The organism is Okeania sp. KiyG1 (genome assembly GCF_014132355.1).
Classification (GTDB): Bacteria; Cyanobacteriota; Cyanobacteriia; order Cyanobacteriales; family Microcoleaceae; genus Okeania.
This window is the reverse complement of sequence record NZ_BLZO01000143.1, coordinates 1-25955: the sequence shown is the minus strand read 5'-3', so window position 1 is coordinate 25955 and position 25955 is coordinate 1. Positions and strand designations below refer to the sequence as shown.

At 36.3% G+C, this 25955-nt stretch carries 15 protein-coding genes; 4 read left to right on the top strand and 11 right to left on the bottom strand.

Features of this window, described 5'->3' with window-relative positions; all coding sequences use genetic code 11:
- Window positions 1–811 precede the first annotated feature (811 nt).
- The 5 genes from SAGCYANO_RS33650 to SAGCYANO_RS33630 form a co-directional block, all read right to left on the bottom strand.
- Window positions 812–2041: a glycosyltransferase gene (locus SAGCYANO_RS33650; protein ID WP_375340043.1), complete on the bottom strand. Its 1230-nt coding sequence runs from the start codon at window positions 2039–2041 to the stop codon at window positions 812–814.
- Between the two features lie 345 nt (window positions 2042–2386).
- Window positions 2387–3271 carry a UTP--glucose-1-phosphate uridylyltransferase gene (locus tag SAGCYANO_RS33645; RefSeq protein WP_202224022.1) on the bottom strand — a complete coding sequence of 295 codons (885 nt, stop codon included), beginning with the start codon at window positions 3269–3271 and terminating at the stop codon, window positions 2387–2389.
- A 156-nt stretch (window positions 3272–3427) separates the two neighbouring features.
- Window positions 3428–3913 carry a type IV pilin-like G/H family protein gene (locus SAGCYANO_RS33640; protein WP_202224021.1) on the bottom strand — a complete coding sequence of 162 codons (486 nt, stop codon included), beginning with the start codon at window positions 3911–3913 and terminating at the stop codon, window positions 3428–3430.
- 349 nt (window positions 3914–4262) lie between these two features.
- Complete coding sequence (locus SAGCYANO_RS33635) at window positions 4263–6302, bottom strand: FHA domain-containing protein (RefSeq protein WP_202224020.1); 2040 nt, start codon at window positions 6300–6302, stop codon at window positions 4263–4265.
- A 971-nt stretch (window positions 6303–7273) separates the two neighbouring features.
- Entirely contained in the window at window positions 7274–8662 is a 1389-nt protein-coding gene (locus tag SAGCYANO_RS33630; protein ID WP_202224019.1) for a type IV pilin-like G/H family protein, read from the bottom strand.
- Window positions 8663–10411: 1749 nt separating this feature from the next.
- Between SAGCYANO_RS33630 and SAGCYANO_RS33625 the strand changes: the two genes are divergently transcribed.
- The 4 genes from SAGCYANO_RS33625 to SAGCYANO_RS33610 all read left to right on the top strand — a co-directional run bounded on the left by SAGCYANO_RS33625 (window position 10412) and on the right by SAGCYANO_RS33610 (window position 18283).
- A complete protein-coding gene (locus SAGCYANO_RS33625; RefSeq protein WP_202224018.1) occupies window positions 10412–14722 on the top strand; it encodes a calcium-binding protein in 4311 nt (1436 codons plus the stop codon).
- A 758-nt stretch (window positions 14723–15480) separates the two neighbouring features.
- Entirely contained in the window at window positions 15481–15852 is a 372-nt protein-coding gene (locus SAGCYANO_RS33620; protein WP_202224017.1) for a Lin0512 family protein, read from the top strand.
- 1924 nt (window positions 15853–17776) lie between these two features.
- Window positions 17777–18019, top strand: a complete 243-nt coding sequence (locus SAGCYANO_RS33615) for a hypothetical protein (RefSeq protein WP_202224016.1) — start codon at window positions 17777–17779, stop codon at window positions 18017–18019.
- 102 nt (window positions 18020–18121) lie between these two features.
- On the top strand, window positions 18122–18283 hold the full coding sequence (locus SAGCYANO_RS33610) for a hypothetical protein (RefSeq protein ID WP_202224015.1): 162 nt from the start codon (window positions 18122–18124) through the stop codon (window positions 18281–18283).
- Window positions 18284–18600: 317 nt separating this feature from the next.
- Here SAGCYANO_RS33610 and SAGCYANO_RS33605 read toward each other — a convergent pair whose 3' ends face one another.
- The 6 genes from SAGCYANO_RS33605 to SAGCYANO_RS33580 all read right to left on the bottom strand — a co-directional run.
- Entirely contained in the window at window positions 18601–20277 is a 1677-nt protein-coding gene (locus SAGCYANO_RS33605; protein WP_202224014.1) for a M14 family metallopeptidase, read from the bottom strand.
- Window positions 20278–20636: 359 nt separating this feature from the next.
- On the bottom strand, window positions 20637–21221 hold the full coding sequence (locus SAGCYANO_RS33600; protein ID WP_202224013.1) for a CPBP family intramembrane glutamic endopeptidase: 585 nt from the start codon (window positions 21219–21221) through the stop codon (window positions 20637–20639).
- 197 nt (window positions 21222–21418) lie between these two features.
- On the bottom strand, window positions 21419–22477 hold the full coding sequence (locus SAGCYANO_RS33595; protein WP_375340044.1) for a DUF3326 domain-containing protein: 1059 nt from the start codon (window positions 22475–22477) through the stop codon (window positions 21419–21421).
- Between the two features lie 521 nt (window positions 22478–22998).
- Window positions 22999–23202 (bottom strand): hypothetical protein, encoded by a 204-nt coding sequence (locus tag SAGCYANO_RS33590; RefSeq protein ID WP_202224012.1) that lies wholly within the window; start codon window positions 23200–23202, stop codon window positions 22999–23001.
- A gap of 500 nt (window positions 23203–23702) precedes the next feature.
- Window positions 23703–24023: a 2Fe-2S iron-sulfur cluster-binding protein gene (locus SAGCYANO_RS33585; protein WP_202224011.1), complete on the bottom strand. Its 321-nt coding sequence runs from the start codon at window positions 24021–24023 to the stop codon at window positions 23703–23705.
- 850 nt (window positions 24024–24873) lie between these two features.
- A partial coding sequence (locus tag SAGCYANO_RS33580) for a phycobilisome rod-core linker polypeptide (protein ID WP_202224010.1) occupies window positions 24874–25955 on the bottom strand: 1082 nt, incomplete at its 5' end.

Here is a 25955-nt window from a genome sequence, read left to right as displayed (position 1 = left end):
AATACGATTATACTGATTGTACGATTATCAACTGTTTTTTTTCCCGTGCCACCATCTAGTTTTATACTGGAAATCGAATTTCCGAAAAGCATTAGAATTGAACTAAACAAAAGTTCTTCTAATTTTGAAACTTTTGGCAATAAACCAGATAGTTGCATTAATCAGGACAATCAATAAAAGTCTGCTCCTGAAATGAGATACCCGATGGAATCTCAAACCTATCTCCATCGGGGTTATCTTCCCCAAGATAACCACAAGTCATTTAGACTAGAATAATAGACTTGTCGCTTTATAGCTTAAAAATCCCCAAAAACCTTGTTCTGTAAGGATTGTAGCTATTGGAGAAAAAAACTTGGAATTATTGCTCTGTCTAGGTTAGAGCGATTTTTTTCCTTTATTTAGCGACAACTCTAATAAACTGCATTCAGCTAGGAGGTCTATTAAAGTCAGGACTTACGCAAAATATCAAGTTATACACCATTTGTAGGGGCGAACGGCCGTTCGCCCCTACCAGATATGGTGGTTCTGCGTAAGTCCTGAAAGTATTAAATTGCATATGATCTGGTAATTTTGTAAATTTATATCATGTTCGGATAAACACTAACTATAAAGTCATTGCGACTGGAACGGAGTGGAAGGAAGCAATCTCAAGGGTTTGAGGTATCTCTTCCATCTATATCCTAATCATAACTATTCAACCGAACATGATATTATCCATTCTTAGATTAGATCGGTTGTGTTCATAATTGTCTAATTATTTAACTTCAAAAGATGGAATTTTTGACAGAGCAAGATTAAAAAATAGCCAATTCTAGTTTATAGCTTCAGCTAAGACTGGTTTTCCTGTAGATACTGCTTGTTCAATAATATTAGCAGCACGAGTTACTCCACCCGATCGCTGAATTGCTGACTGTAGTCTCAAAGCATTTTCTTTATACGAAGGTTGTGTCAATACCTGGGAAATAGCTTTTTGTAACCGAGGCACAGTTATCTGTTTGAGAGGTACAACTTCCCCTGCTCCAGTCCAAGCAATGCGTGCTGCTACCCCTGGTTGGTCGTTAGCAATAGGAATAGCAACCATTGGCACTGCATTATTTAAACATTCCAAAGTTGTATTCATACCTGCATGAGTAATAGTAAGAGTGACTTTCTTGAGCAACTCTAACTGGGGTGCATATTCCACAACTAAAGGACTTCCTGGCAAGTTGGGTAAAGATTCTGGAGTCGCAGACCCCCCCAGAGAAATTACTAACTGAGCATCTAACCCATCACAAGCTGCTGCAATTTTATAAAAGACATCAATCAGACGATTTTGCACAGTTCCCATAGAAGCATAAATCAAAGGTTTTCCTGTCAAATTATCCCAGGGAAAGGAAACAGGTTCTCGACTACTGGAACAATGATAGGGTCCAGTAAAATGAAACCACTGGGGCAAATTTTTCCTAGGAAATTCTAACTCAGCAGGTTGCTGACTAATTTGAGCTAGTTGAGAATAAGTATCACTAAGTTGAGTGTATACGGGTAAATTCCATTGGCGACGATACTCAGCTATTACTTCCCTAATAGATTTTGCCAGGCGTTTCTGTAAAGCATAACCAGCTTGATTACGGAATTTGGCCCACCAGGCAGTGCTATATTTCCAGTTGGTAAAAAAAGGGGGGACATTCTCATCTTGATTTAATACTAATGCATTGCAGATAGTGATAAAAGGAATGTTGAGAAAATCGGCGATCGAGCCTCCTGATGAAGCTTGGTCAATTAGCAAAGCATCTACGCCAGCATTTTTGATAACTTGCGGAGCATCCCGAAGCAAAACATTTGTCCCTTCTTTAAACAGCTTAATGGTATAGCGAAAGGCAGCTAACCCGCTAAGTTTACTCAGCTTCTGCAAAGATTCTGCGATCGCTCCTTTAGGATATTCTTCTGTACCATAGGCCAGAAATTCTAATCCTGCTGCTAATGTTTTAGCTTCAGCATCAAGTATCCCGATCATAGTAACGCGATGACCCCGCCTTTTCAATTCTTGCCCCAAGGGAAGCATTGGGTTTAGGTGTCCTGCTGATGCAGGGCAAATGAGACCAAAATGAGTCATATTCAAGAATTTAGAATTTAGAATTTAGAATTTAGAATTACCTCTCCTTGAAAACGGATAGGATTGGGTTAAAAGGAATTTTTTTTCTCTTGGTCGATTGGATATGGCTAGGTTTCCTCAGCATCCCATCCTACGGAATGCTCCGCAAACGACCGCTGTCTTGGTCGATTGGATATGGCTAGGTTTCCTCAGCATCCCTCGACCGCTTTTTTCTCCAGGAATGGAGAGGCTTTATACCTTAATTTTTGGGTAAGTTTTTCCTTGTTTTCTGAATTTTTCTCTACAATGATACTATCAAGCATTACGAAAATCAATCATTGTCTGCCAATACACATCTGGCATTCCGGTGTCAAAGCATTTCCCTTTTACCAAATACCCGTTCATTCCTTCTGTTTTTTGCAACTTATCTAAACAAGATGTCAGTTGAAACTCGTCTTTTTCTCTAACATTTTGTTTGATATTTTCTTCTAGGTAATCAAATATTTTGGCTGTCAGTAAATATATGCCAAAAACTCCTATAAATTCATCTTCTTTCATTCCTGCCACATGAAGTTTTTGTCTGGCATAATTGAGTTCTGGTTTTTCATAGATTGTATCTATATTAATTATGCCATCGGCAACTAAACTCCCACTAATACAACCATAATGATGTATTTCTGCTCCTGGTATTATTCTCACCCCAATTACACTTTTATTGGTCTGTTCGTAGACTTGCAAAATTTGACTTGCACAAGATTTTTTTACCTCAGAAGCATAAATATGATCTCCTAGTAATAGTAAAAAAGGTTCATCTTCAACCCACTCTTTAGCACAGAAAACTGCATGACCATAACCAGCTTGTTCTGACTGAGTTAATAGAGTAATTTTACTGCCTAAATTTTGTAAATATTGACAATATTCTTGTTTTTCTGGTGAAAGTTTCTGATAATAACTAGGGATAGCTTGAAAAAAATCTGTAAAAACTTGGCGATCGCTTTTTTGGATTACTATTCCCACATTCTCTATTCCTGCACTTATGGCTTCTTCAACAATTATTTGAATTATCGGTTTTGCTTTACCATCTCGATCGATGATGGGAAATAGTTCTTTTTTGACAACTTTAGTAGCTGGAAACATCCGCGTACCAAAACCTGCTGCTGGAATTACTGCTTTTCTTACTTTGGCTTTTAATTCTGTCATATGTTTTGAGTTTTTTTGCTAACCAATAAATGATAATAAAAGGGAGTAGGGAGTAGGGAGTAGGGAACCCACTCCCTCGCCCTCCCAGGAGGGGAAATAATTGATAATTTATGTACGATAATTGATTTTATTTTTTATTATTGGAGATGTCTAATATCATAATTCAGAAGACCCTGATGGACATCGATCAAAATGTTCAAAATCATCAGGTGCAGTTAATGAGGGTTCATCAGTTTCACAAATCATTGATTTAGTAATACCGTCATCAAAATAAGCTATGCCAGAATAACTTTTTAATTGTTTGTCTTTAGCAGTAGCAGTAGAGATGACATAATGATTAGAACTTATCTTTCTAATATCGTATGAGTAACTTTTAGTTTCTAAGCTGATGCCTAATCCTAAATTAGAGATGTTATCTGAAAATTCTTCCCATTCTGCATAATAAGCTTGTTGTCCTTTATTCATTAAAGCAATATATTGTTTGGCTTTTGATTGTTTCTCTTCCGATTGTTTCGCTTTAATGGCCTGATTTGTAGCAGAGAGGAGTATACGAATGTAAACTGCCACAAAGAGCAACCCGATAAAACTGACTAAACCGACTGCATTTATATCCCAAAAACCACCATATTCTGTTGTTGACATTTTTGCTTCCTATTGTTTTTTGACTACTAAGCAACCTGTTATCATTTCATGTATTGTTTGTCCTGTAAAGGCAGCAATAATATAGCCAAATAAAAAGTAATCGCTGTTATTTTTATTAAATTATATCATGTCCGGATAATCAGTGATGAAAAAACTTATCCTCTTGCTTAAACAGTAAATCTTCCTATTTTCCCTACTCCCCTACTCCCCTACTCCCCTACTCCCCTACTCCCCTACTCCCCTACTACCTTAATAATAAGTATTCAACCGGACATGATATTAATCCCGTCTATTGACAATGAAACAAACCTTATTCACATCTAAGATATCTCTCCTTTAATTCGTTGATTTAGTTCAATTTTTTCTTTCTGTAAATTCTGTAGTTTAACTTGGTATTCTTCTCGGACTTTTTAAATTTAGCCAGGTGAGATATCATTTTATCTACTTTGATTTGAATAGTTTTACTCAAGCAATTTTCTTCCATTTGGATAGTATAGTTAAGATGTATCATTAGTTTTTCTACCATTGACTTGCCTATAGATTGGTAATAGTCACATAACTTATTTTTTAAAGGTTCTATTTGTTGTTCTTGGTGAAACTGTTTGGCAGAATTTTTATCAAACACATTAATTAAACTCGTAATCAAAGGAAAGGGATTTCCCAAAGTAATTCCCATTGCTCCTGCTCCAAATCTACCAATCTCAACTAGATAATTAGCTTTTTGCTCTGGTGGAATATCTGGAGTAAATTCTACATAAGATTGTTGCCAACATTTATAAACATCAAAATTTTGTTGAGTTATTGTCAAGGCTGAAATTGATAATTCAAAGGATGGTATAAAGTTGAGATTTGTACAAGCTCTCTGAGCAAATCCCATTAAACCACCATTGGCATAGGTATACAAAATTTTCTGCCATTCTTGGTATGACCAATTGGTTAATTCTGATATACAAAGACGATTTATATAACTGTGTATGGTGTCATTTTCTCTCATTTGTTCTGAATGTAAATGTAGCTCATATTGCTCGCCATTTTTTTTAATGGTAATCTGCAAATTGTCGATAAAGTTTTTGATTTTAAATAGTAAACTATTCTGGCTATGAGCCTCAATCAAATTAGCTTTTGCAGAAGGAATCTCTAAGTTTATAATTTGTAGCATAGTTTGACTTATATCGCTATTAATTTGCTGTGAAACCCTATTTATTTGTTCTTGAAAATCTTCTATACTCTGCCCTGCTAATCCTGCATTTATTTTTTTAATTTCTTGTTTTAAAAATGCTTCTTTTTTGTTGAAGATATCATCTAATTTACCTAGTTGTAATATCATTTTTGCCTGAACTTGCTCTTTTAATATTTCCTGATGATTGCTATTTACTAATTTTTCCCAAATTTGATAAAAATGGGTGTAATCTGACTGAGAATTTGATGTTAATATTTGGGTTAATGATTGTTCCTGACTATAATGGTGGAAAGGTGGGAGTTGTAAATAGGTTTGAACTAGATACTCACCCCTGAAGTTATAGCTCTTTAACCAAGTTTCAACTATATAGATATTATTTTTAACTAGAGGAGATGCCAGATTTTCAGCGCTGGTATCCCAGACAATAACCAACTTAAATAACTGAGTGTTAACTGCTGCTTCAATTAACTGCTTATCCTGTTCATCCAAAGGTTGAGAAGGGTTAATAACTAAACACAAAATCTCACAATTATTGAAATTAATCTCTAACTTTGGTTGCTGAATAACTGCTGGTTTAGATTCACATTCAAATAGAAATTCAGGACTTCTGAAAGTATGTTGAGAGCTGCCGAGAGTGATGCGATCGCCAGGATTTAATTTTTGACTATTCCCTAATAGTTTCTCCCCATTAATATAGGTTCCATGTGTACTATTCAAGTCACGAATTTCCCAGACTAAGTTTTGGGAATTTTCTAATCTAGGGATAATTTCTAGATGATTTCTACTGACTAATGTGCATTCATGGGAGAGAGAAATTTGACAATTTTCCTGTCTGCCAATTGTAACTTTTTGCTGATTTGATAGTTGATAAGGAGTGGGTTTTTCTCCTGTCGTAACGGAAGGTTGTAAAGTTAAAGAGGCTGATAAATTAGGTAAGCTAGGCTGAGGTTGAGTGGGTGGGGTAATTGTTTTTAAATTGTAGATGGATGAGAGAGAATATTGGGAGCTAATCAACTTTTCTAATGCTGCTGTTAATACAGGAAAACGACTTACAATATTGACTCGAATTTTTCCTACTTTTAGAACATTTGTTAATTGCTTTAATTCTTCAGCTACTATTTCAAAATCAGGTTCTTGATTAGATTTAGCTGCTACAAATTTTTCTACACTTTCTAATTGCTGTAGTAGTTTTTCAAATTTTGGTGACATAGATTTTTATTCCTTAGCCGACATAATATTATACCAATTTGATAAATGTTTGTTACAAATGGTAGAAGTAAGAAAGAAGGAAGAGGGAAGAAGGAAGAAGGAATAAATATTTTAAAAAATGGAATAACGATATAAATAACTATCTAAAATTAACTAGAATAGCTATTTTTAAGCATATCCGTTCGAGGTCTACCTTTTTGTAGCATTCTTTTTTCAAATTGGTATTACATGACTAATCCCACTTTCAACAATGAATAATGAATAATTAATAATGAATAATGAATAATTAGGGTTTGCTGAAAAAGTCTTTTTGCTCTTTGTAGGAGACAGGAGACAACCCACCCCTCGCCCCTCCCAGGAGGGGAAAGACAGGAGACAGGAGAAATGGGGAATTTAAAGGAGGCAGTAGGAAGAATTATCCCTTGATTTTTCTGCGATAGTCAACCCAAAATCCTAGCTTTTTGAGTTCGCTAGAACGAAAACCTTGTACTTTTTCAAGTTCCAAAAAGGCTAAAACCTTTCTATGTCAATACTTTTATATTTATTCAGCAAGCCCTAATTACCTCTCCTTGAAAGAAGAGGATTGATTAATAATGAAATTTTTTCTTTATTATCCCCTTAAAAGGGGAGGCTTTAAACCACAATTTATCGGTAAATCAAGTAATTAAAAATTTGAATCAAGGGCGAGTTTTGCTAGAAATTCATAAGCATTCAGGTATTATATAGAATCCGGGGAATTGGTCACTACATTCGTCATTGCGACGGTCACTCCGTGGAAGGAAGCAATCTCACAAAACCTATAAAATTGCTTTCCTTCGGTCGCAATGACAACTGTTTAAGCTGATAGCTGGTGGCTGAATACTTACATAAATTCATATTTGTCGAACCTCAAAATTATTACCTATTTATATTAAGTAAATTTAGCTAAAACCCGCCCTCAAAAAAATGAAATTATAAATGTTTATTCAGATTTAATATCTGAATTTAGAAGAGCCTGACGGACATTGATCTACAGACTTAAAATCATCAGGTACTCTTGATGAAGGTTCGTTAGTTTCACAAATCATTGATGCAGTAATCTTACCGTTACCAACATTAACTATATAAACTATGCCAGAATAACTTTTTAATCGTTTGTCCCTGGCAGTAGCAGTAGAGATGACATGACTACTGGAATCTATTTTGCTAATATTGTATGAGTAATTTTCAGTTTCTAACTTAATGCCTATTCCTGTATCATTTATGTTATCTGAAAATCTTGTATATTCTGCATAATAGGCTTGTTGCCCTTTATTAATTGAACTCATATATTGTTTTGCTTCTGATTGTTTGGCTTTAATTGCCTGATTTTGAAACGAGGAGAAAGCGATTGGACTTAGCACAAAGATCAATCCGATAAAAGCAACTAAAACAATAATTCCACGCGCTTTTGATCGTCGCTTTGGTTGCGGTGATGGTGTTGGTTGCGGTAATGGTGTTGGTTGCGGTAATGGTATTGGTTGCGGTAATGGTGTCGGTTTTGGGTAAACTGTTGGTAAAACTTGCAACACTTCTGTTGTACTTTGGAAGCGATCGCTCGCTCGATAGGCAACCATCTCACTGAAAATACCAACAAGATGTGAGTTAACATGAGGAGCTAGTGGTTGCCACTGCACTTCTCCACTTAATGGTTCTGTATACTTCATTTGGAGTTCTATAGCACTTTTCCCCGTCAGCGCTTGGATACCTATCATCCCCAATGCATACAAGTCACTACATGGAAAAGCCCTACCCTGATGTTGTTCTGAAGCCATATAACCTTGAGTACCTACAGCCATTGTCGATAATACTTTTCCTCCCTGAGTTGTCAGTTGAGTATCACCCACTTGCTTGAGACAGCCAAAATCTATCAGTACTAATTTATTATCTATATTGCGCCGAATAATATTGTCAGGCTTAATATCTCGATGGATAACCTCCTGTTGGTGAATAAACTGGAGAATCTGCAAAACTTCTCGCAGCATTTCTATTACCTGATTTTCCTGCCAAGGTTTACCAGGAGGCAACTCTTGACTCAGAGACACCCCCTCAACATATTCTTGTGCTAGGTAAAATTCATTATTTTCCTCAAAAGTATCTAATAATCGGGGAATTTGGGGATGATGTCCAACTTTACCTAAAGCTTCTATTTCCTGACTGAATAAACGCTTTGCCTTGTTCAAAAGAGTGGGGTCGTTAGTGTTTGCTGGTCGAAGTTTTTTGATGGCACAATAGGGATTTCCTGCAAGTCTCATATCTTGACAGAGGAATGTTCTTCCCTGTCCTCCCGACCCCAATTCCCTAATTATTCGATAGCGCCCGTTTAATAAAGCACCACTCATAATATTTCTTCAAATAGTTGGTTTATTTTTAAAATAATATCATATTCGGACGGGTCAGTTATAAATAAAATTTAATGACTTACAGTATCGACACTACCAAAGAAATACTGAAATTATCTTTACTTTTCTCCAATATTTCCTCTTTTCTTCTTTCTTCCCCTCCCTCCTGGGAGGGGCGAGGGGTGGGTTGACTCCTGACTCCTCACAACATTTATTTATAAGTATTCAACCGAACATGATATAAGCTCTTTTCTGTTAACAATTTTGAAAAAAATCAACTTTGAGGAAAAACACCTTTTGAGTTTGTAGTTTTATGATCGGCTTTTAATTTATTAATACTATTAGGTTTCTTAACAATTAAAGTTACAGCACATTCCAAGTATATGAGGTACAGATATTAATAATGAAATGTTTGTAGTGCGGGCATCTTGCCCGCGAGGGGTGTACCTCACCAAAGTGGAATCCGCTGTATATAGCAATATGATTTGAGTTGTGAGATATTGGAAACTTTTAGGAAACAGGGAACAGGGAACAGGGAACAGGGAATAAAAAGACAAAAATACAACTCTACCTCATAACCTTGGGAAGCGCTATAGATACTATAAATATTTTTAAAATTGATAATATCATCAATAGTTTACTAAGTCAATATTTTTCTTTTGATTTGTATATTGGAATCTGCTTTTGGAGATTGATTAGATTATAAATATTTATTGTTGAAGTGGGAAAAAATACTTTTATATTGCGTCAATCTCTGATTTTACTTGATAAATTTAGAACGGAAAAATTATCATATCAGACTAACTTAAGGACTTTAAGAGCTTTAAGGGTTTTAAACCATCAGGATTCATGTTTAAGAATTTAGAATTTAGAATTAAGAATTTAGAATTACCGAATAATTAACAATTAAATAATTAAACAATTTAGGTATAAAGTCTCCCCTTTCAAGGGAAAAAAGTGGTCGAGGGATGGCGAGGAAACCTACGCTATATCCAATTGACCAAGAGAATATTTTTTTTCCTTATTGGTCAACCCTCTTCCTTTGAGGGAGAGGTAATTATCCATTATCCATTAATAAACTATTCTTATAAATAAGAGGATTGGAGCAAAAGATTTTTTTCCTTTTTTCTCCATGAATGGAGAGGCTTTATACCTAAATTTTTCGGTAATTTTAATAGAAAAGTATTAACTATAATAAATAAAGTTGTCATTTTTAACACCAATGGGTAAGATGGTGTAGGGAAATAAGTTTAAGGGTGCATTGTAACAGCGAAAAATTGGAACATTCTTTAGATATTTCTAGTCGTATTTATACGAAATGTCATTGATAAAAACAGTAATATCTAGGAATTTTGCTAGCTCTTACCCAAGAAAATAAAAATATAGCAATGTGCGCTGGCATAATTTACAAATTACAAGAACTGTCCAATAGCTAAAAGTCTTATACTATCAGTTTTTTATTCCCCCAGATGAGCTGTTGCTTTCCGGAGCTGTTGCCTGCGCACAGCGCTATAAATATCAGGACTTACGCATAGACTCTACAGATAGGGAGGGCGTTAGCGGAGCTTGACGTTAGTCAATGCCATTCGCCCCTACAGATCGTGTTTTCAAGATGAATCTGCGTAAGTCCTGAATATGTTAAATAAAATTTATCTAATCTTGACTAATAATTTTTTTGTCAAAGATTAGATTACTGCAAAAAATTTCCAAACAAATTTGCATTGTTTCATCAAGGAGAAAAAAACACAAATGGCTCAATTCTTTGGTTCAAATGGAAAAGATAAAATCAAAGGTACAGATGAAAATGATATTATCCGTGGTTTTGGAGATGAGGATAAACTTGATGGTAAGGATGGTGATGACTTCATTGATGGTGGAGCAGACGATGATGATATAGATGGAGATGATGGGAATGATACCATACTTGGTGGTACTGGTGAAGATAAGCTCGAGGGTAAAGATAATGATGACTTGATTTTTGGTCAGGAAGATGATGATGATATTAAAGGTGGAAAAAATAATGATACTATTTCTGGTGGTACTGGTGAAGATAAAATCAAGGGTGATGACGGTAATGACTTGATTTTTGGTGATGAGGGTGATGACGATATAGAAGGTAAGAAAGACGAAGATGTTCTTGTTGGGGGGCCTGGTAACGATAAACTTCGTGGAGGTTCCGGTGATGACATTTTTCTTTATACAGCTCTTGGTGAAGGTATAGATGAAATTAGCGATCTAGAAGCTGATGATGATACCATTGGTTTTCTGCAAGAAGTGTTTGATCCCAATAACACTAGCGGAATAAATTTCGTTACATTTGTTAATGTTGAAAGGGATAATGTAGCTGTCCAACTAAGTAATGCAAATTTATTAGATGGTGCCAACATCAATGGAAATTTTCCAACTATTATCTTTTTTGATGAGGACGACAATGGTAAAAAAGGTACATTAGCTTACGTCCGAGATAATGTAACTGATATTATTGCCAGAGTTTCAGTTAAAAAAGGAGAATTAAGTGTTGATAATTTTAAGTATGTAACAGTTGATGCACCTGTATTTAATGATGATGGTACAGTAATTGATTTTAACGATGGAGGAATCATCAGTGTTGAATCATCTGTACTGGAATTGTTGGGCATTAATATTGAAGAGATTGAAGTATCAATAACTGATGGAAATAATCTAGATATTGATGATGCTAATTTCTTCGTTATTTCACAAGAAATAACTGATATTACAGTGCTGCAAGAATTGCTAGTAGATATTGAATTTAGCAGTACAGTTTTATTCTTATTCAGTACAGCAGAGAACACATTTTTAGCCTCCTTTGATGGCAATGAAGTTAATACTATTGCTGAGTACGAAATAGTATCTAACCTAGAAGCATTTGATATTGAGACCAATCTGAACATTAGCACAGATGACTTTATTAGTAATCAAAGTCAAGTATCAATTAGTGTATCTATACTTCAACAATTAGGAGTAGATTTAGATACTCTAAATACCATTGTTATAGGTGCTGATGATGTCGCTCCGGTAACAGAACAATTACTCATTTTTGCCACAGAACAATTTGACAGCATAGAAGTTTTTGCTCAAAGATTAAGCACTCTTGCTGTTAATAATGCTGTTCTAGCTGTTGCTAATATTGATGGTCAAACTGTTTTACTATTCTCAGATGGTAGTCAAGAAGGAATTACTACTATTCAAGAATTTGATGTGATTCTATCTGATTTAGAATTATTTAGTAGTGTTAATCTGAGTCTCTTAAATGAAATCCAAATTACAGCAGATAATGATACTATTTCTGCCACAAATAATCCTGATGAATTTTTCATTCAGGAAACAATTGAAGGCGGATTTACAATTGAAGACTTTGACGATAATACAGACATTATCAAATTACGGTCAGAAGATTTTGGTGGTCTGACAAATGAAGATTTAACAAGAGTATTAGTTTCAGTATTTACCACTTCTGAACAGGTAGTAGATGCTAATTTTCTAGTTATCGACCAAATATTTGCTTCCATAGAAGAAGTTGAAATACGACTAAGTGAGTTGAACATAACTGGTTCAGTCCTATTAACTTACACCGATGAATCAGACAATACTGTTTTCGCTTTTTCACAAGAGGGTATAGTTGAAGTTATTGCTACCTTATCTACTGATGAAGAAACGGATGTAGAACTTGATACAGATAATATCTTTATCATAGGTGGTGATGATGGAGACAATGGTGATGATGCTGATGGAATAGAAATTAATGCCAACCTCTTAGAATCATTAGGAGTCACAGCAGAAAGTTTCACTACCGTTAATATCGAAATTGGTTCTACCCAACAAGTTCAAGAAACTCTCTTAATTTTTACCGAAGAAAGTTTTGATAATTTTCTAGTTCTCGAACAACGACTAGCATTCCTAGTAGGTCAACGTTCGGTTCTACTATTAGCAGAGGTTGAAGGTACAACTCAATTAGTATTGTTCAATGGTACTGAATTTGAGTTAATTCAAGAAATAGAGATAGAAAATATTAGTGATTTCTCTATTGAGAACTTAGACTTGTTCAGACCATTTGATGTGACTACAGAGCAGCTAGAAGTTGATGTTGAGATACTCATAGATATTGATGTCACAGTAGAAAATTTCACCAGCATTAATATCACTGCTGATATAACTCAAGAAGTTCAAGAAAATTTCTTGATTTTTGAGTCGGAAAGTTTTGCTAGTTTAGAAGTTCTGCAAGAACGTCTAGTAAGTCTGGTAAGTGAACGCTCAGTTATACTATTAGCTAATATTGATGGTCGCACCCAGTTAGTATTGTTCAATGGTAGTGAGTTTGAAGTAGTAGAAGACTTTGAAGTAGAGTTGCAAAATCTCGGTGATTTCTCAGTCAATAATTTAGACTTTATTGAAGTTGAAGAACCAGAAGAACCAGAAGAACCAGAAGAACCAGAAGAACCAGAAGAACCAGAATCAGAGGTCAATGTTGTCATCAGTAACTCAAATACAATTGTCCTCAACACTGAGATTGAAAATGTAATTCAATTCAATTCTTTAGAGGAAATTGGTGGTAGAATAGTCGGTTTTAGTGAGTCAGACTCCTTAAACTTCAATTCATCACTATTCGGTAGTTTCAGCAATTCAACATTCAGTCGTGTAACTGTCACTGAGTTAACCACCAATATTGATATCCAAAACCAAAGTCTACTGGTTGTTGAGCAACAAATTAACTCAATACAAGAACTACAAACACTGCTAGTTAGTTTACAAGTAGACAGTCCAGTATTCGTTCAATATACCAACCAGCAAGGTCGTAGCATATTAGCATTTGCCGAAAGTAGCACTCAAGTAGAAATTGTCAGTCAATTTGCATCCCAAGTAGAGCTAACAGAAGCTAACTTTAACTTTACCCAAATAACCACAGCAACTGCAGACACAGAAATTACTGCCACTACTGGAGTAATAGACACAATTTTCTTTAATTCATTAACTCAAGCTATTACTATTAGCGACTTTGAAACCACAGATATACTGCAGTTCCAAACCGGAATATTTGGAAATTTCCGAAACAGTAACTTCAGACAGGTTACTGTCAATGAATCAACCAGCAGTGTAGCAAGGAATATAGGTCTAGTTAAGTTAGAGCAAGACTTTTCCAATCTAACAGAAGTAGAAACACGTCTACAGCAACTTGGTGTTAACAGTAATGGTACTTTTGCCACTTATGTTAATGCACAAAATCAAACTGTCTTAACCTTTTTCCAAGAAGACAGTTTAGAAATTGTTGCTACCTTTGAAACAGAAATAAACCTGAATGTCAGCAACTTTACCTTTGTTGGTGTCCTCGCAGGTGGAAATACAAACGACTTCCTTTCCGGTGGCCCTGGTCCAGATATCCTTAATGGTTTTGGAGGCAATGACACCATACAAGGTCTTGGTGAAAATGATACTCTGCAAGGTGGTAATGGCAGGGATTTGATTAAGGGCAATAGTGGTGACGATCGCCTAATCGGTGATAACGGCAATGACACTCTCAGGGGTGGTGCAGGTAACGACCTCATGCTTGGTATACGAGGTAATGATTTGATAGAAGGAAACTCCGGTTTTGACCATCTCTTAGGAGGTGCAGGTAACGATACCCTTCGTGGTGGCATTGGTCGTGATCGCCTTAATGGTGGTGCTGGTAACGACGTACTCACAGGTGGTGCAAGTATTGACCGCTTTATTTTCAATACCAATGAAGAGTTTACTCAAGCAGATGTGGGTACAGACGAAATTACTGATTTTGTTGTAGGGAAAGATATTATTCTGTTGGATAAAGACACTTTCACTGCACTTACCAGTATTCAAGGTGATGGTTTCAGTGTAGCAACAGAGTTTGCAATAGTTACCACTAATGCAGCGGCAAGAACTTCTGATGCGTTTATTGTCTACAACACTGAAAACGGTCGTTTGTTCTATAACGCTAATGGTAGTGCTGCTGGTTTAGGTGGAGGTGGTAATTTTGCTACCTTAACTAACGAAGCAGAAATTAGTGCTGATGATTTCTTCCTACGTTAACTAGCTATCAGCTATCAGCTTTTAGCAGCTTGGGGTTAAAATTCCATAAAGTAGGGGCAAATGGCCATTTGCTGACGCAAAGCTGCCGAATGGTGCCCCTACAGAGTTTTGGGTGTGATATCATGTCCGGTAGCATCGGTATTGTATAGCGAAAGTAAGGAAGAAGGAAGAAGGAAGAGGGAAGAAGGCTTAAAAGCTTGAAACAACTTAAATTTCCTGTAGATATTCACCCTTGGTTTTACACAAACAATAAAGTGCGGACATGATATGATATCAAATCCTGTTAAACAGTGATATATTGGTTGTTTAAGTCAGGAGGAGTCAGGAGGAGAGAGAATCACAAAGATTTAGCAGTTATAGCAATGTGCGCTGGCATATTTACAAATTTCAGGAACTGTCCAATAGCTAAAATTTTATATTATTCCAACGGAGATGCTGCGCAAACAGCTTTTTATCCCCCCTACTGCCTATTGCCTATTGCCAGATGATATCAAATCCGTTTAATTCGGCACGTAAAAAATGTTCCATCTTCAACGATTACCAAATATTTCTCCATCTCCCCATCCCCCCATCCCCCCATCCCCCCATCCCCCATCCCCCCATCCCCCATCTAATTACACCGATGCTACCGGATTTGATATGAGCTGCGCGCAGCGCTATATGACGATAGGAGAATTTTTTTATGTCCAATCAAACGGATTTGATATGATGTGAAGTCATAAATCTGAAAAGTCTTGTATCGTTAATTTGGAGTGTTTATGACTAGAAAACGTTTAATTATTGAAATGGGCATGGGAATAGACCAACATGGCCAGGAGCCAACAGTCGCTGCAGCTAGGGCAGTCAGAAATGCGATCGCTCATAATGCTTTACCCGGAGTTTGGGAAGTCGCAGGTTTAAGTCATCCCAATGAAATGATTGTAGAAGTACAGGTGGCTGTACCTTACCCAGAACAGGTGAAGGTAGAAGAGGTTTTAGCTGTATTACCTTTTGGCCAAAAAAGTATCACTATTGAAGATGGAGGTATGGTGGTGCAGGGTAGAGCGATCGCTGAATTGGAAGATAAAAATGATGAAATGTTAATTGCTGTCGCAGCAGTCACCGTATTGGTAGAGATTTCAATAATTTAGAATTTAGAATGCGCGAATTTAGAATTACCTCTTTTTATAAATAAGAAGATTGGATAAAAGAATTTTTCAGGACTTACGCATAACCGCCATATCTAGTAGGGGCGAATGGCATTCGCCCGGCGAATGGCATTCGCCCGGCGAATGGCATTCGCCCGGCGAATGGCATTTGCGCTCCGCAAAGCTCCGCAATACAAGTCGCGGAGCGTTAACGGAGTTATGCGGTAGCAAAACGCCCCCTACCAATAGCGTATTGTCTAAGAATTTGCGTAAGTCCTGTTTTTTTTCTTTTTTCTCCATAAATGGAGAGGCTTTATACCTGAAATTTTCGGTAATAGAGTATCCGGATAATTAGCGATCGTACGATCGGCAGAGTCAGGAGTCAGGAGGACCGAGTCAGGAGGAAGAAATGATTAAGAGTGGGAATTATCTGGGGATATTCCGGCATTTTATATCTGCTAAGTTGCTTGGGTTTATACAGACATGATGTAGTTTATAGTGTCTGAAAGTATAAAAAATCTGCTATGCTTGACTACAAAAGACATAACAGATATATCTAGGTTACTTAGTTGAGGTTACTATAAGTGGGTTTAAATTCACACTTACTATTATTAACTTTTTTTTAAAAAACATCAGTTTTTGCTCTTCTTCATCAAATCTTTAAATAAGAATGGAGTGTTGTAAAGATTTGATGAAGATGTCGATCTTTTATATAGATATTTATTATTTTTCCGGATATTTTTTTCTTAAATTTAATACTTTTGACAGTTGACAAATCAATTATTCAACTTTTATGTCAATTTCAAAAAGAATGTTATCAATACTGAAAGCTATGCTGCTAAATTATTTTAATATCTATTTGACTAAAAAATAGATTTTATTTTTCCTAACTACTGGCTACTAAAAATACCGACATTGGTGAATCAACATCAGAATTAATATATTTGGACTAACTGTAATCAACATCAGAATTATGAATACCCCTTTCATTACTTGCTCCCGAACAACTCGTAAACGAAATAATTTGTAGGGACGCCCTTATGCAACGTCCCTACCTATTCCCTCCATACCTATTCCCTCCATACCTATTCCTACTAGCACATCTAGCTTTAGAATTTGGGTAAGTTTGAGAAAATGAATATCTCTGCCAACCCCCCTTTCTAAGCTATCCCTGATAAGGAACTCCTGAAACCTTGATGGGAGGGTGGGGAGGATGGGGAGGTGTGGGGAGTGTGGTCCGTAATAATATTCAAAAAACGTCTAATTTAATATACTTTTCTGAGGAAAAAGCCTCTCAAAGGATTTATACATAACTTCTCACTAATGTCCGCGTTTTATGTTAAGAAAGATGTTTATAAAGCATAGCTTTCTAAGGCAGGGCTGTAAAAAATATGTATTTTGAATTTATTGTTTCTCTGAAATACTAATTTATTTTAAAGATTGCTAAATTTGATACACAATTTACTTTTTTAATGTATCATTAATAATTAAGTTGTACCTATAACTGTATAACTTGATCGATTTCCCAAATTGATTGCACAAATATCATTAATATGGGAGAAGTATTGAAAATCAACTACTGATTTTCTTCTAATCAGCATAATTACTTCTGCAATTCAACAATTACTAATAGTCAAAACTTAACAACCATCTAGTTATAACTAGATTTGTTCATATCAGTATTCTGTGAAACTAGAACTACGATTAACAATTTTAATAATCTAGCTGATTCAGTTTCACCAGAAAAGTATAAGCTTTATTTCAGCAAAATTCAGTTAACTATAGTTAGTGAAGTAGCTGTAGTTCTTTTTATCCATTTTTCATTCTCTCTAAATACAAGCCTTAATTAAATAACTTTTGTATTTTAGAGTAATTAACTAAAATTTAAATTCAATTTGTGAAGTTTTAAAATAATCATAATTTAGCCATGAATAACTGTCCTTGTTGCTCTACTCAAATGCTGCGCCATAGTCGTAATTCCCAAATTTATTGGTATTGTTTGGAATGCAAGCAAGAAATGCCAAATTTAGTAGATAAGCTCAAAAAACAAATTATTTTAAACAGTTTTCGCGAACATTCTTGTCAAGCAGCAATCAAAAATACCTACAGAACTGTAGAAACCCACTTGCATGAAGAAAAAACAGTTATGAACTTACTTGGCATTGCCTAATAGGGATAAAAACAGTAAAACTCCTGTATGGCAATTTTATCAGGACTTACGCAAATTGACTTTTACAGCGGTTTTCATTTGAGTAGACCACAGTAGGGGCGAATGGTATTCGCCCTTATAGAGACGTTCCATGCAACTTCTCTACAAGATTTTGGTTATGGCGATGTGGTTCATCAACTTGAAAAGCGCTGTAAACCACTATCTGTAGGGGCGCCATTCGGAGCTTTGCGGAACGCAAATGGCATTCGCCCTCCCTATCAGTAAAGTCTCTGCGTAAGTCCTGTAATACCATTTCTCAAAAACTTTTCTACATTTTGTTGAGCAGGGGACCCACCCCTAGCCCCTCCCCCTCCTAGGAGGGGAAATAGGGGAGTGGGTAGGGACGTTGCATAAGGGCGTCCGTACAGGGAGAAGCAAACATAAGAATAATTAACATTAACGCAAGCTGAAATTAGCATGCAAAGTGATTTTGCTTGTACTGATTAGTTGACAACTGAAGTACTGCCCAAGTATAGCAAGACTTTTGGGAATTGGTATAACTACTAACTACTAAAAATCATAAAATCATTCAGCAACGCCAATTATTTTAAAGTAATAACAGTTTTCACCACACCTGAACGTTCCCCCCGCGCCGTCATTTCAATTTCACAACCAGCAAAACCTTTAACCACCCACTCAACATGACAACGATAATCATTACCTCGAGCAGAATTAGCAAAAGCTTTATTCGATCGCCCCTCCAAATGACCTCTTTCCTGTAACTGCTTTCCACTAAGCAACACTACATTTTCAGGCAAAGTCAACATCACCTCTATAGGTCGAACACTTTTTCCTTCCCTAGCTTTTTCACTGGTATAAGTAGGCAAAAATCCCTGATTTTCCAACTGCACCACTACCAAATAAATATCGCCACCCTGATGTTCAACTACCACCTGACTAACTGCCAAACGAGGCGACATCAAAGCATGAGAAATAGCAAACTGACAATGTTCCTCGCACAACTTTGGTAAATATTCCACAGGAGCATTTTGCCAAACCTCCTTATGATTCCATCCACCAATTTCTACAGTACCCAGTTGTGGATGTTCAAACGGTTGCCAGTCAATAAAACCCTTCCCACCCAACTTTTCATCATTCCACTGCATCAATTTCAAATCATCTGAAACAGGATGGCGTTGTAACCACTTAACATAATCTTCCTTCTGAACTCCCGCTGCTGTAGGTGCATCCCAAAGCTCTATAATAAAACCAAACCAACCAAAGCACTCGTAACAATAATCATCCATTGCACCATAAGTCTTCCGATTAGCAGGATAGCAAAAGTTATGATAAACCGAAACACATTCATAACCAGTAATTTCAGTACCCTTTTCCCCAATCAACTCGTAAATTTCCAAATCCTCCACAGGTAAGCGGTCGTCTGGATAAATGCTATAAGGACGTAAAATTACCGCAGAAAAGGTATGATAACTAATAAAACCATTAATATTAGAATGCTCGCGCCAAAATTCTGCTACAGCACGAGTTTCCGGTTCAGAAAAAGGAAAATCTCCAGCACCTTTTTGTTTTCCCTCCGGTTGCCACTCATAAGGATAGTTGCGATTAAAATCCATTCCTTCCAGTGCGGGAGCAATTTTAATATCATAACCGTTATAGTTTTTGATAATTCCCTCTTGCAGAATAGTGTAGTAAGTGCCTCCAAATTCATCAGGTTCGCGACGCACCATTATTCTAGGGTCTTCTGGCGAAATTTTCCACGCTCCACAATCATCTTTGAGTCGCATCTGCAAAATTAACCCATCCCCATTTACATCTTCCCAGTGGAGTCCGTCGCGTTCTTCGGGATATGGATAATGACGAATACTCGATCGCAATCTTTGAGGAGTTGTTAAATATTGTTCTGCTCCATCAACAGCAATACGAGGTAATACATAAACTGTGTAGTTGTCTAATAAACGAGTAATTTGAGGTTCGCTAGAGTAATTATTTAGTAGGTGATAAATAATATATAGAGCAACAGCAGAACCTGTAACTTCTCCAGCATGAATATTAGCATCAATCCAATATCCAGGTTTTTCTTTTGCTTTTCCCGTATTTTTATTAGTAACAGTAGCTAAGAAAATATCTAATCCGCCGTAGCTTTTACCAATAACTTTTAACTCAATCAAATGGGGATTACTTTCACTCATCTGATGCAAAAAACTTACCACTTCTTGATATGTATAGTAGTGGCTAAAGTCAAAACCTGATTCTGTCATTTTAAATTATTAAGTCTCTATATATGTAATTAAATTAGAATTAGTATTTATTGGAATTATCAAGCCAAGTTGGAGACTAACATTATCAGTTTCAACTATAATTATTAAACTTTTTGTGACTATTATAAATGTCCAATAATAAAAAATAAAATCAATTATCGCACATAAATTATCAATTATTTTCCCTTACCGAAAAATTCAGGTATAAAGCCTCTCCATTCATGGAGAAAAAAGAAAAAAAATCCTTTTATTCAATCCTCTTATTTATTAAGAAGAGGTAATTCTAAACTCTTAATTCTAAATTCTAAATTCTAAATTCTAAATTCTTGAACCCCTACTCCCTCTTTTGGAGGAGATGTCTATTTATAATTATGTTCCCACTTCCACATACCACTAGAAATCAAATTTGTCAAAATGTGGGCAATAATTGGTATTAATAAATTACCTGTTTCTAAGGCACTATATCCCAACACCATTCCAACTATTGTTGCCCAAACCATATAAGGCCATTGTTGCTTACCACTCAAATGTAAAACACCAAAGAAAACACTTGAAGCAATTAATGCCACTGTATCCAATCCCAAAGCAGACAAAATTACACCTCGAAATAACAATTCTTCGCTCAATCCTGGTAGTAACCCCAACCAGATTAAATCGGGCCATAACAAAGGAGTCACAACTAATTTAAGATATTGATCTGCACTACGACGATAGGTAGGCCAAATGCGATAAACTAAGGAACTAGCAATAGTAATACCTAAAGCGATCGCTACTCCCCACAATAACGCTCTGGGATTCCAACTCACAGGTAATAAATCAACACCAAGTAGCAAACAGGTTTTAGAGATTGCCAGTAATACTAATGCTGTTACTCCCATTGCCACCAATACTTGAGTACGAGTTAGAGGTTCGGTTTCTGGATTTTCAGGAATTTGCTCTGTCACTTGTCCTCTATAAAATTAACTTTAGATTTTATATTTATAGCGCTTTTCACATAGATAGACTACAGTTAGTACGGCCAACCCAAAAGCATTTTTCTACTCTGTAGGGACGTTGCATGCAACGTCCCTAACTTCCTACCCAATAATAATTTTGTGGTCTACTTAAATAAATTGCGCTGTAACTATTGTACAGGATGGCACTACTGAATTTTGGCAATTGGTAATATTTCTGGCCTCAAAGCTTCTGCATTAATGCCAGCTCGATGAGCAACCAACACCCCCAACGCCTCCAAATATGAATTAACCTCTAATGCTTTTATCCCCAAACTTTCTGGTGAAGCTTGCATTTGAGTTTGATTTTCCCTGACGGCAATAATTTGTGCTGGAGTTTGACTGAAACTCATTACTGCACTACCACCACAAGCAGTAGCAGGTACAACCACAGCATCTACTTGTTTTGCCAAAATAGTATTAGGGAGTAGGGGAGTATCTTTTGTATTTACTAATTGAGGCGCTCGACTCAACCCCACTAATACACAAGGTAAAAATGTGTAACCAATTTCTTCTGCAGCAGACCGAGGCGATAAGTTAGGGTCTAAGGGTAGAGGCAATAAAGCAGGAGCATGAGCGCAGGGGACCTGAAAAGTTTTGACAATCAAATGACTAATAACTGCTTCTGCACCAGCTAAAGGGTCCACTCCTTGTCCGTGGCGATATAGTTGTAATCCTGTACTACCTTCATCATCGGGAAATCTGGCAACAACAGCGATCGCTTCTGCTTTAGCTTTGTGAATTAGAGTTTCTGCTGCTCGTAGCAAACTATCAGAATTAGCTATTGTGCCCCAGGATGCCCCAGAATCAGATTGTTGTAATTGTACTTCTAGTGGGACATCTGTAATTATATAATCTGTGAGATTTAGCCCTAAAGTTGCTCTAGTCGCATCCGCAGCTTGTAAATGGCGCAGTTGCAATTCTGGCTCAATGCCTTGGTCTAGAATTAAACCCACTCGGTTTTGATGTACCGGTTGTAATCCATACCATCCCTGAGCAAATTTGTCAAGAGCATAGCCTTCTACATAGAGAGCATTAGATAATGGCCAATAAAGTTGTGCCCCATTCAGAACATTGGGGTGAGTAATTAGGAGGTCACAAGTTTGTGCGATCGCTCGTGCCACTGGTAGAGCATCTCCAGCATAACCACCAATAGATGCACCGATACCAGTGGGAATAATTAAGACTACTGTATAAGGACGAGGTATCAAATTAAAAGTCAAAATCAAATTTGTAGGGTAATTTAAGCAGAAATTATTTGATTTTTAGATGCAAGATATTTCAAGAAACAGGTAATTTCAGTTATCAGTACCTCTGCAATAAGTAGGCTTGAAATATGGAATATTCTCTTTTTTATCTTCTTAAAAGAGGAGGCTTTAGACCACTTATCGGTAAATAGAAAAAATTATTTATACTCATGTAAAATCTGGTGATACAGCTATAGCAATCGTACTTCTCCACTAAAACTATAGATAAAGCAGAAGATTCCAAGTATATGAAGTACAAATATTAACAATTAAATGAACGCAAGTACGGGCATCTTGCCCGCGATGGGTGTACTTCACCAAAGTGGAATCCACTGTATATAAACTTAGCTTTATAAATCTATTGAAAAATATTTCAACCACAAGATAATGGCGTATTTTTAAAGTAAAACTAATTATAAAAACCATGAAAATAGGACTTGATATAATTAGTCTAAGGTAGCAGTTATATCAAATATAACTATTTATTTTTTGGAAATTTCTGTTGTAATTGAGTTAGTGTTAACTACCACAGCTTCTACATGAGCCTTTTGTGTTTCCGTATCTACTTTAGTCACTGCCCAACGTAGAGGTGCACCACGTTTTTCTAACTCTTTTTCAATTTCTTGATTGAGTTTATTTGGTGATTCTTGCAGGTCAATTTCAACATTAATAAAATGAGTAGTCATGTCAGTTATCAGTTATCAGTTATCAGTTATCAGTTATCAGTACAATTTTAAGTTAATTAGTTTACAAAATAAACTTTATTTACCGAATAATTAAGGTTTATAGCCTCTCCTTTAAAGGAGAAAAAGCGGTCGTTTGCTTTTGCTTTTGCTTCGCAAATGCTGGCTTGCAACGCAAAGCTGGCGCAACGCAAAGCTGGCGCAACGCAAAGCTGGCGCAACGCAAAGCTGGCGCAACGCAACGCTGACGCGAAACGCGTATCTCGGAACGGAGTTCTATCTTCCGAGCTTCCCGTAGGGTGGGATGGCGCAATTCGAGCGGCTCTGTCAAGAGCGGGTCTCCTCGCCATATCCAATCGACCAAGAGAAGAAAAAATTTTCCTTTTATTCAATCCTCTTCTGTTCAAGGAGAGGTAATTATTAATTATTAATTATTAATTATTCATTATTAATTATTCATTATTAATTTTTGAAGTCTTCCTTTTAAGTGATTTTGAAGCTATTTATGAAGCACCAAATTGACGGTCGTAAACCTCATCTTCCTTTCCAGTTTCTATCTTTAAATTAGACCGAGGATAGGCAATACATAATAAAACATAACCCTCTTCTTGAAGTTCTCGACCAACTCCCATACCATCGGCCTGATCTACAGTACCCTCTCCAATAATTTTGGCTGCACAGGTTGTACAAACCCCTGCGTTGCAAGAATTAGGCAAACCTAGTTCAGCCTTATCAGCAACCTCTAATATTTTTTTATCCTCTGGCACCTGAATAGTGTGAGTTTTTCCCTCGTGTTGAATTTCAACAGTATAAGTCTTTGACATATTGTAATTTGTAGATTTAATTCCAGAGAGGAATTTAGACTCTTTGATTTTATGAAATCTTATGTATATTAGCCCTTTTAGAGATTGAGGGCAACGTTAATTCTCCGAAATGAAACAAAATTTTACAATCTTAATAGTATTAGACATAGGCGTGAAAAAGATATAGACTTTTTATCAAAGTAGGGAATAGGGAATAGGGAATAGAGAACAGGGAAGATATTTTTAGGAAAAAACACGAAAAAGGATTTTTAGTTATTATACTCTAATTTATAGCAAATAAAGGGCAAATTTATTTTCTGGATATGTCTATTAATTATTGCTTTAATTTTTATAGCGATCGCAGTTTTTTTAATACCTAGTAAATAAGCTACTTTAGCACTTTTTGGCAATAGAAAGCAGAGAATAATTTAACGTATTACCAAAATCTGACTTAGCAGGTTTGAGCAATACCTTATTACCTGCTTCTCTAAATATTATTTCCCTTTTTTCCTTCCTCCTTACCGAATAATTAATAATTAATAATTAATAATTAAATAATTCTGCTTTAAAGCCTTCCCTTTTAAGGGGAAATAAAGAAATAATATTTCCTTATATTCAATTCCGTAACGGTTAAAACCCGAGGTAATTATCAATTATCCATTATCAATTATCAATTAATGAACTCTTCCTTCTTCCTTCTGCTATCAAAAATCCCTGCTATAAAAATCTATAGCAGAGGATAAACGCAATTTAAAAAGCTTTTCTTGACGGAATACTCCGCAAAAAGATAGCTAATTCCATGCACTACCTTTTTACGCTGATAGCTGTTTGCGTAGCATCCCGTAGGGAAGCGCTAATAGCTGATAGCTAGTTAACTGCGGTCAGCTATAGCTACAGGTTCAAAACTAGGTATAACCAAATCATCATTTTGCTTAGTTAACTGATTATACAGTCTTTCAGTATTCGGGAAATTAGCAGCAGGGAGAGTCGGGAAGCGACGATAAGGAACAGTATCCTCCCCAAACATCTCAATATACTCAGCACTATTCACCATAGCGTTGATAAAACCTTTGATACCCAAACTTGCCAGAATCTGATTATACTTACGAATCTCAACTTGATTGCGAGGAGCACGTCCTAAGAAATGCTTAGTACCAAGTTCAATTACCTTAGTATTAGGATATGGCGTATAAAACTCCTTAACATAAAGTTGAGAACAACCTAATCCTTCAATAAATTCCTTGAGGTTGATTTCATCATTTCCTAACTTACTTTCTAAGGAAGAGAACTCACTCTTAACAACGTAAGGATCGATATCGCGTTCAAAAATCTGACGATAAGCAGCAGCAATAATCAATTTCACCTGTTGCTTATCTTGGGTACTTGTCAACTTAAATACCTTAGACTGCTCCCGTTGCTTGTTAACACCTTGACCAACTCGGAACTCAACATCAGGTTCGCTACGAACCTCCCCAGGAGTGCCCAACTCCACAAATCTTGGCGTAACTTCTTTCTGTACAAGTAGATTCTTGTCAGCAATACTGCCAACTCTTGTATTCCTTAACGACAAACCACCAGGAGTTAGATAACGTTCATAAGGAATTGTATCTTCCCCAAAAGCGTCATTGTATTCTTGACTATCGATAATTGCATCGACTAAAACATAGAAACCCTTCTTAGCACAAATATCGAAGTAAGAATTAATTTCCTTACGTCCATAAGTCGGACGACCTAACAACCTTCGATGAATATACTCAATTGCCTTGCACACATACAAAGAACTCCAGTACATATTACGGAAAGTATCAGACTTCGCTAAAGCACGAATGAACTCGCGAATAGTGATATCACCATTTTCTAGTTTGTTCTCAGCACTCTTGAGACGCTGACCATCATAAACATCACGACCGAATACCTGACGATAAGCAGCTGTAATAATTTTTTGAGTAGAAC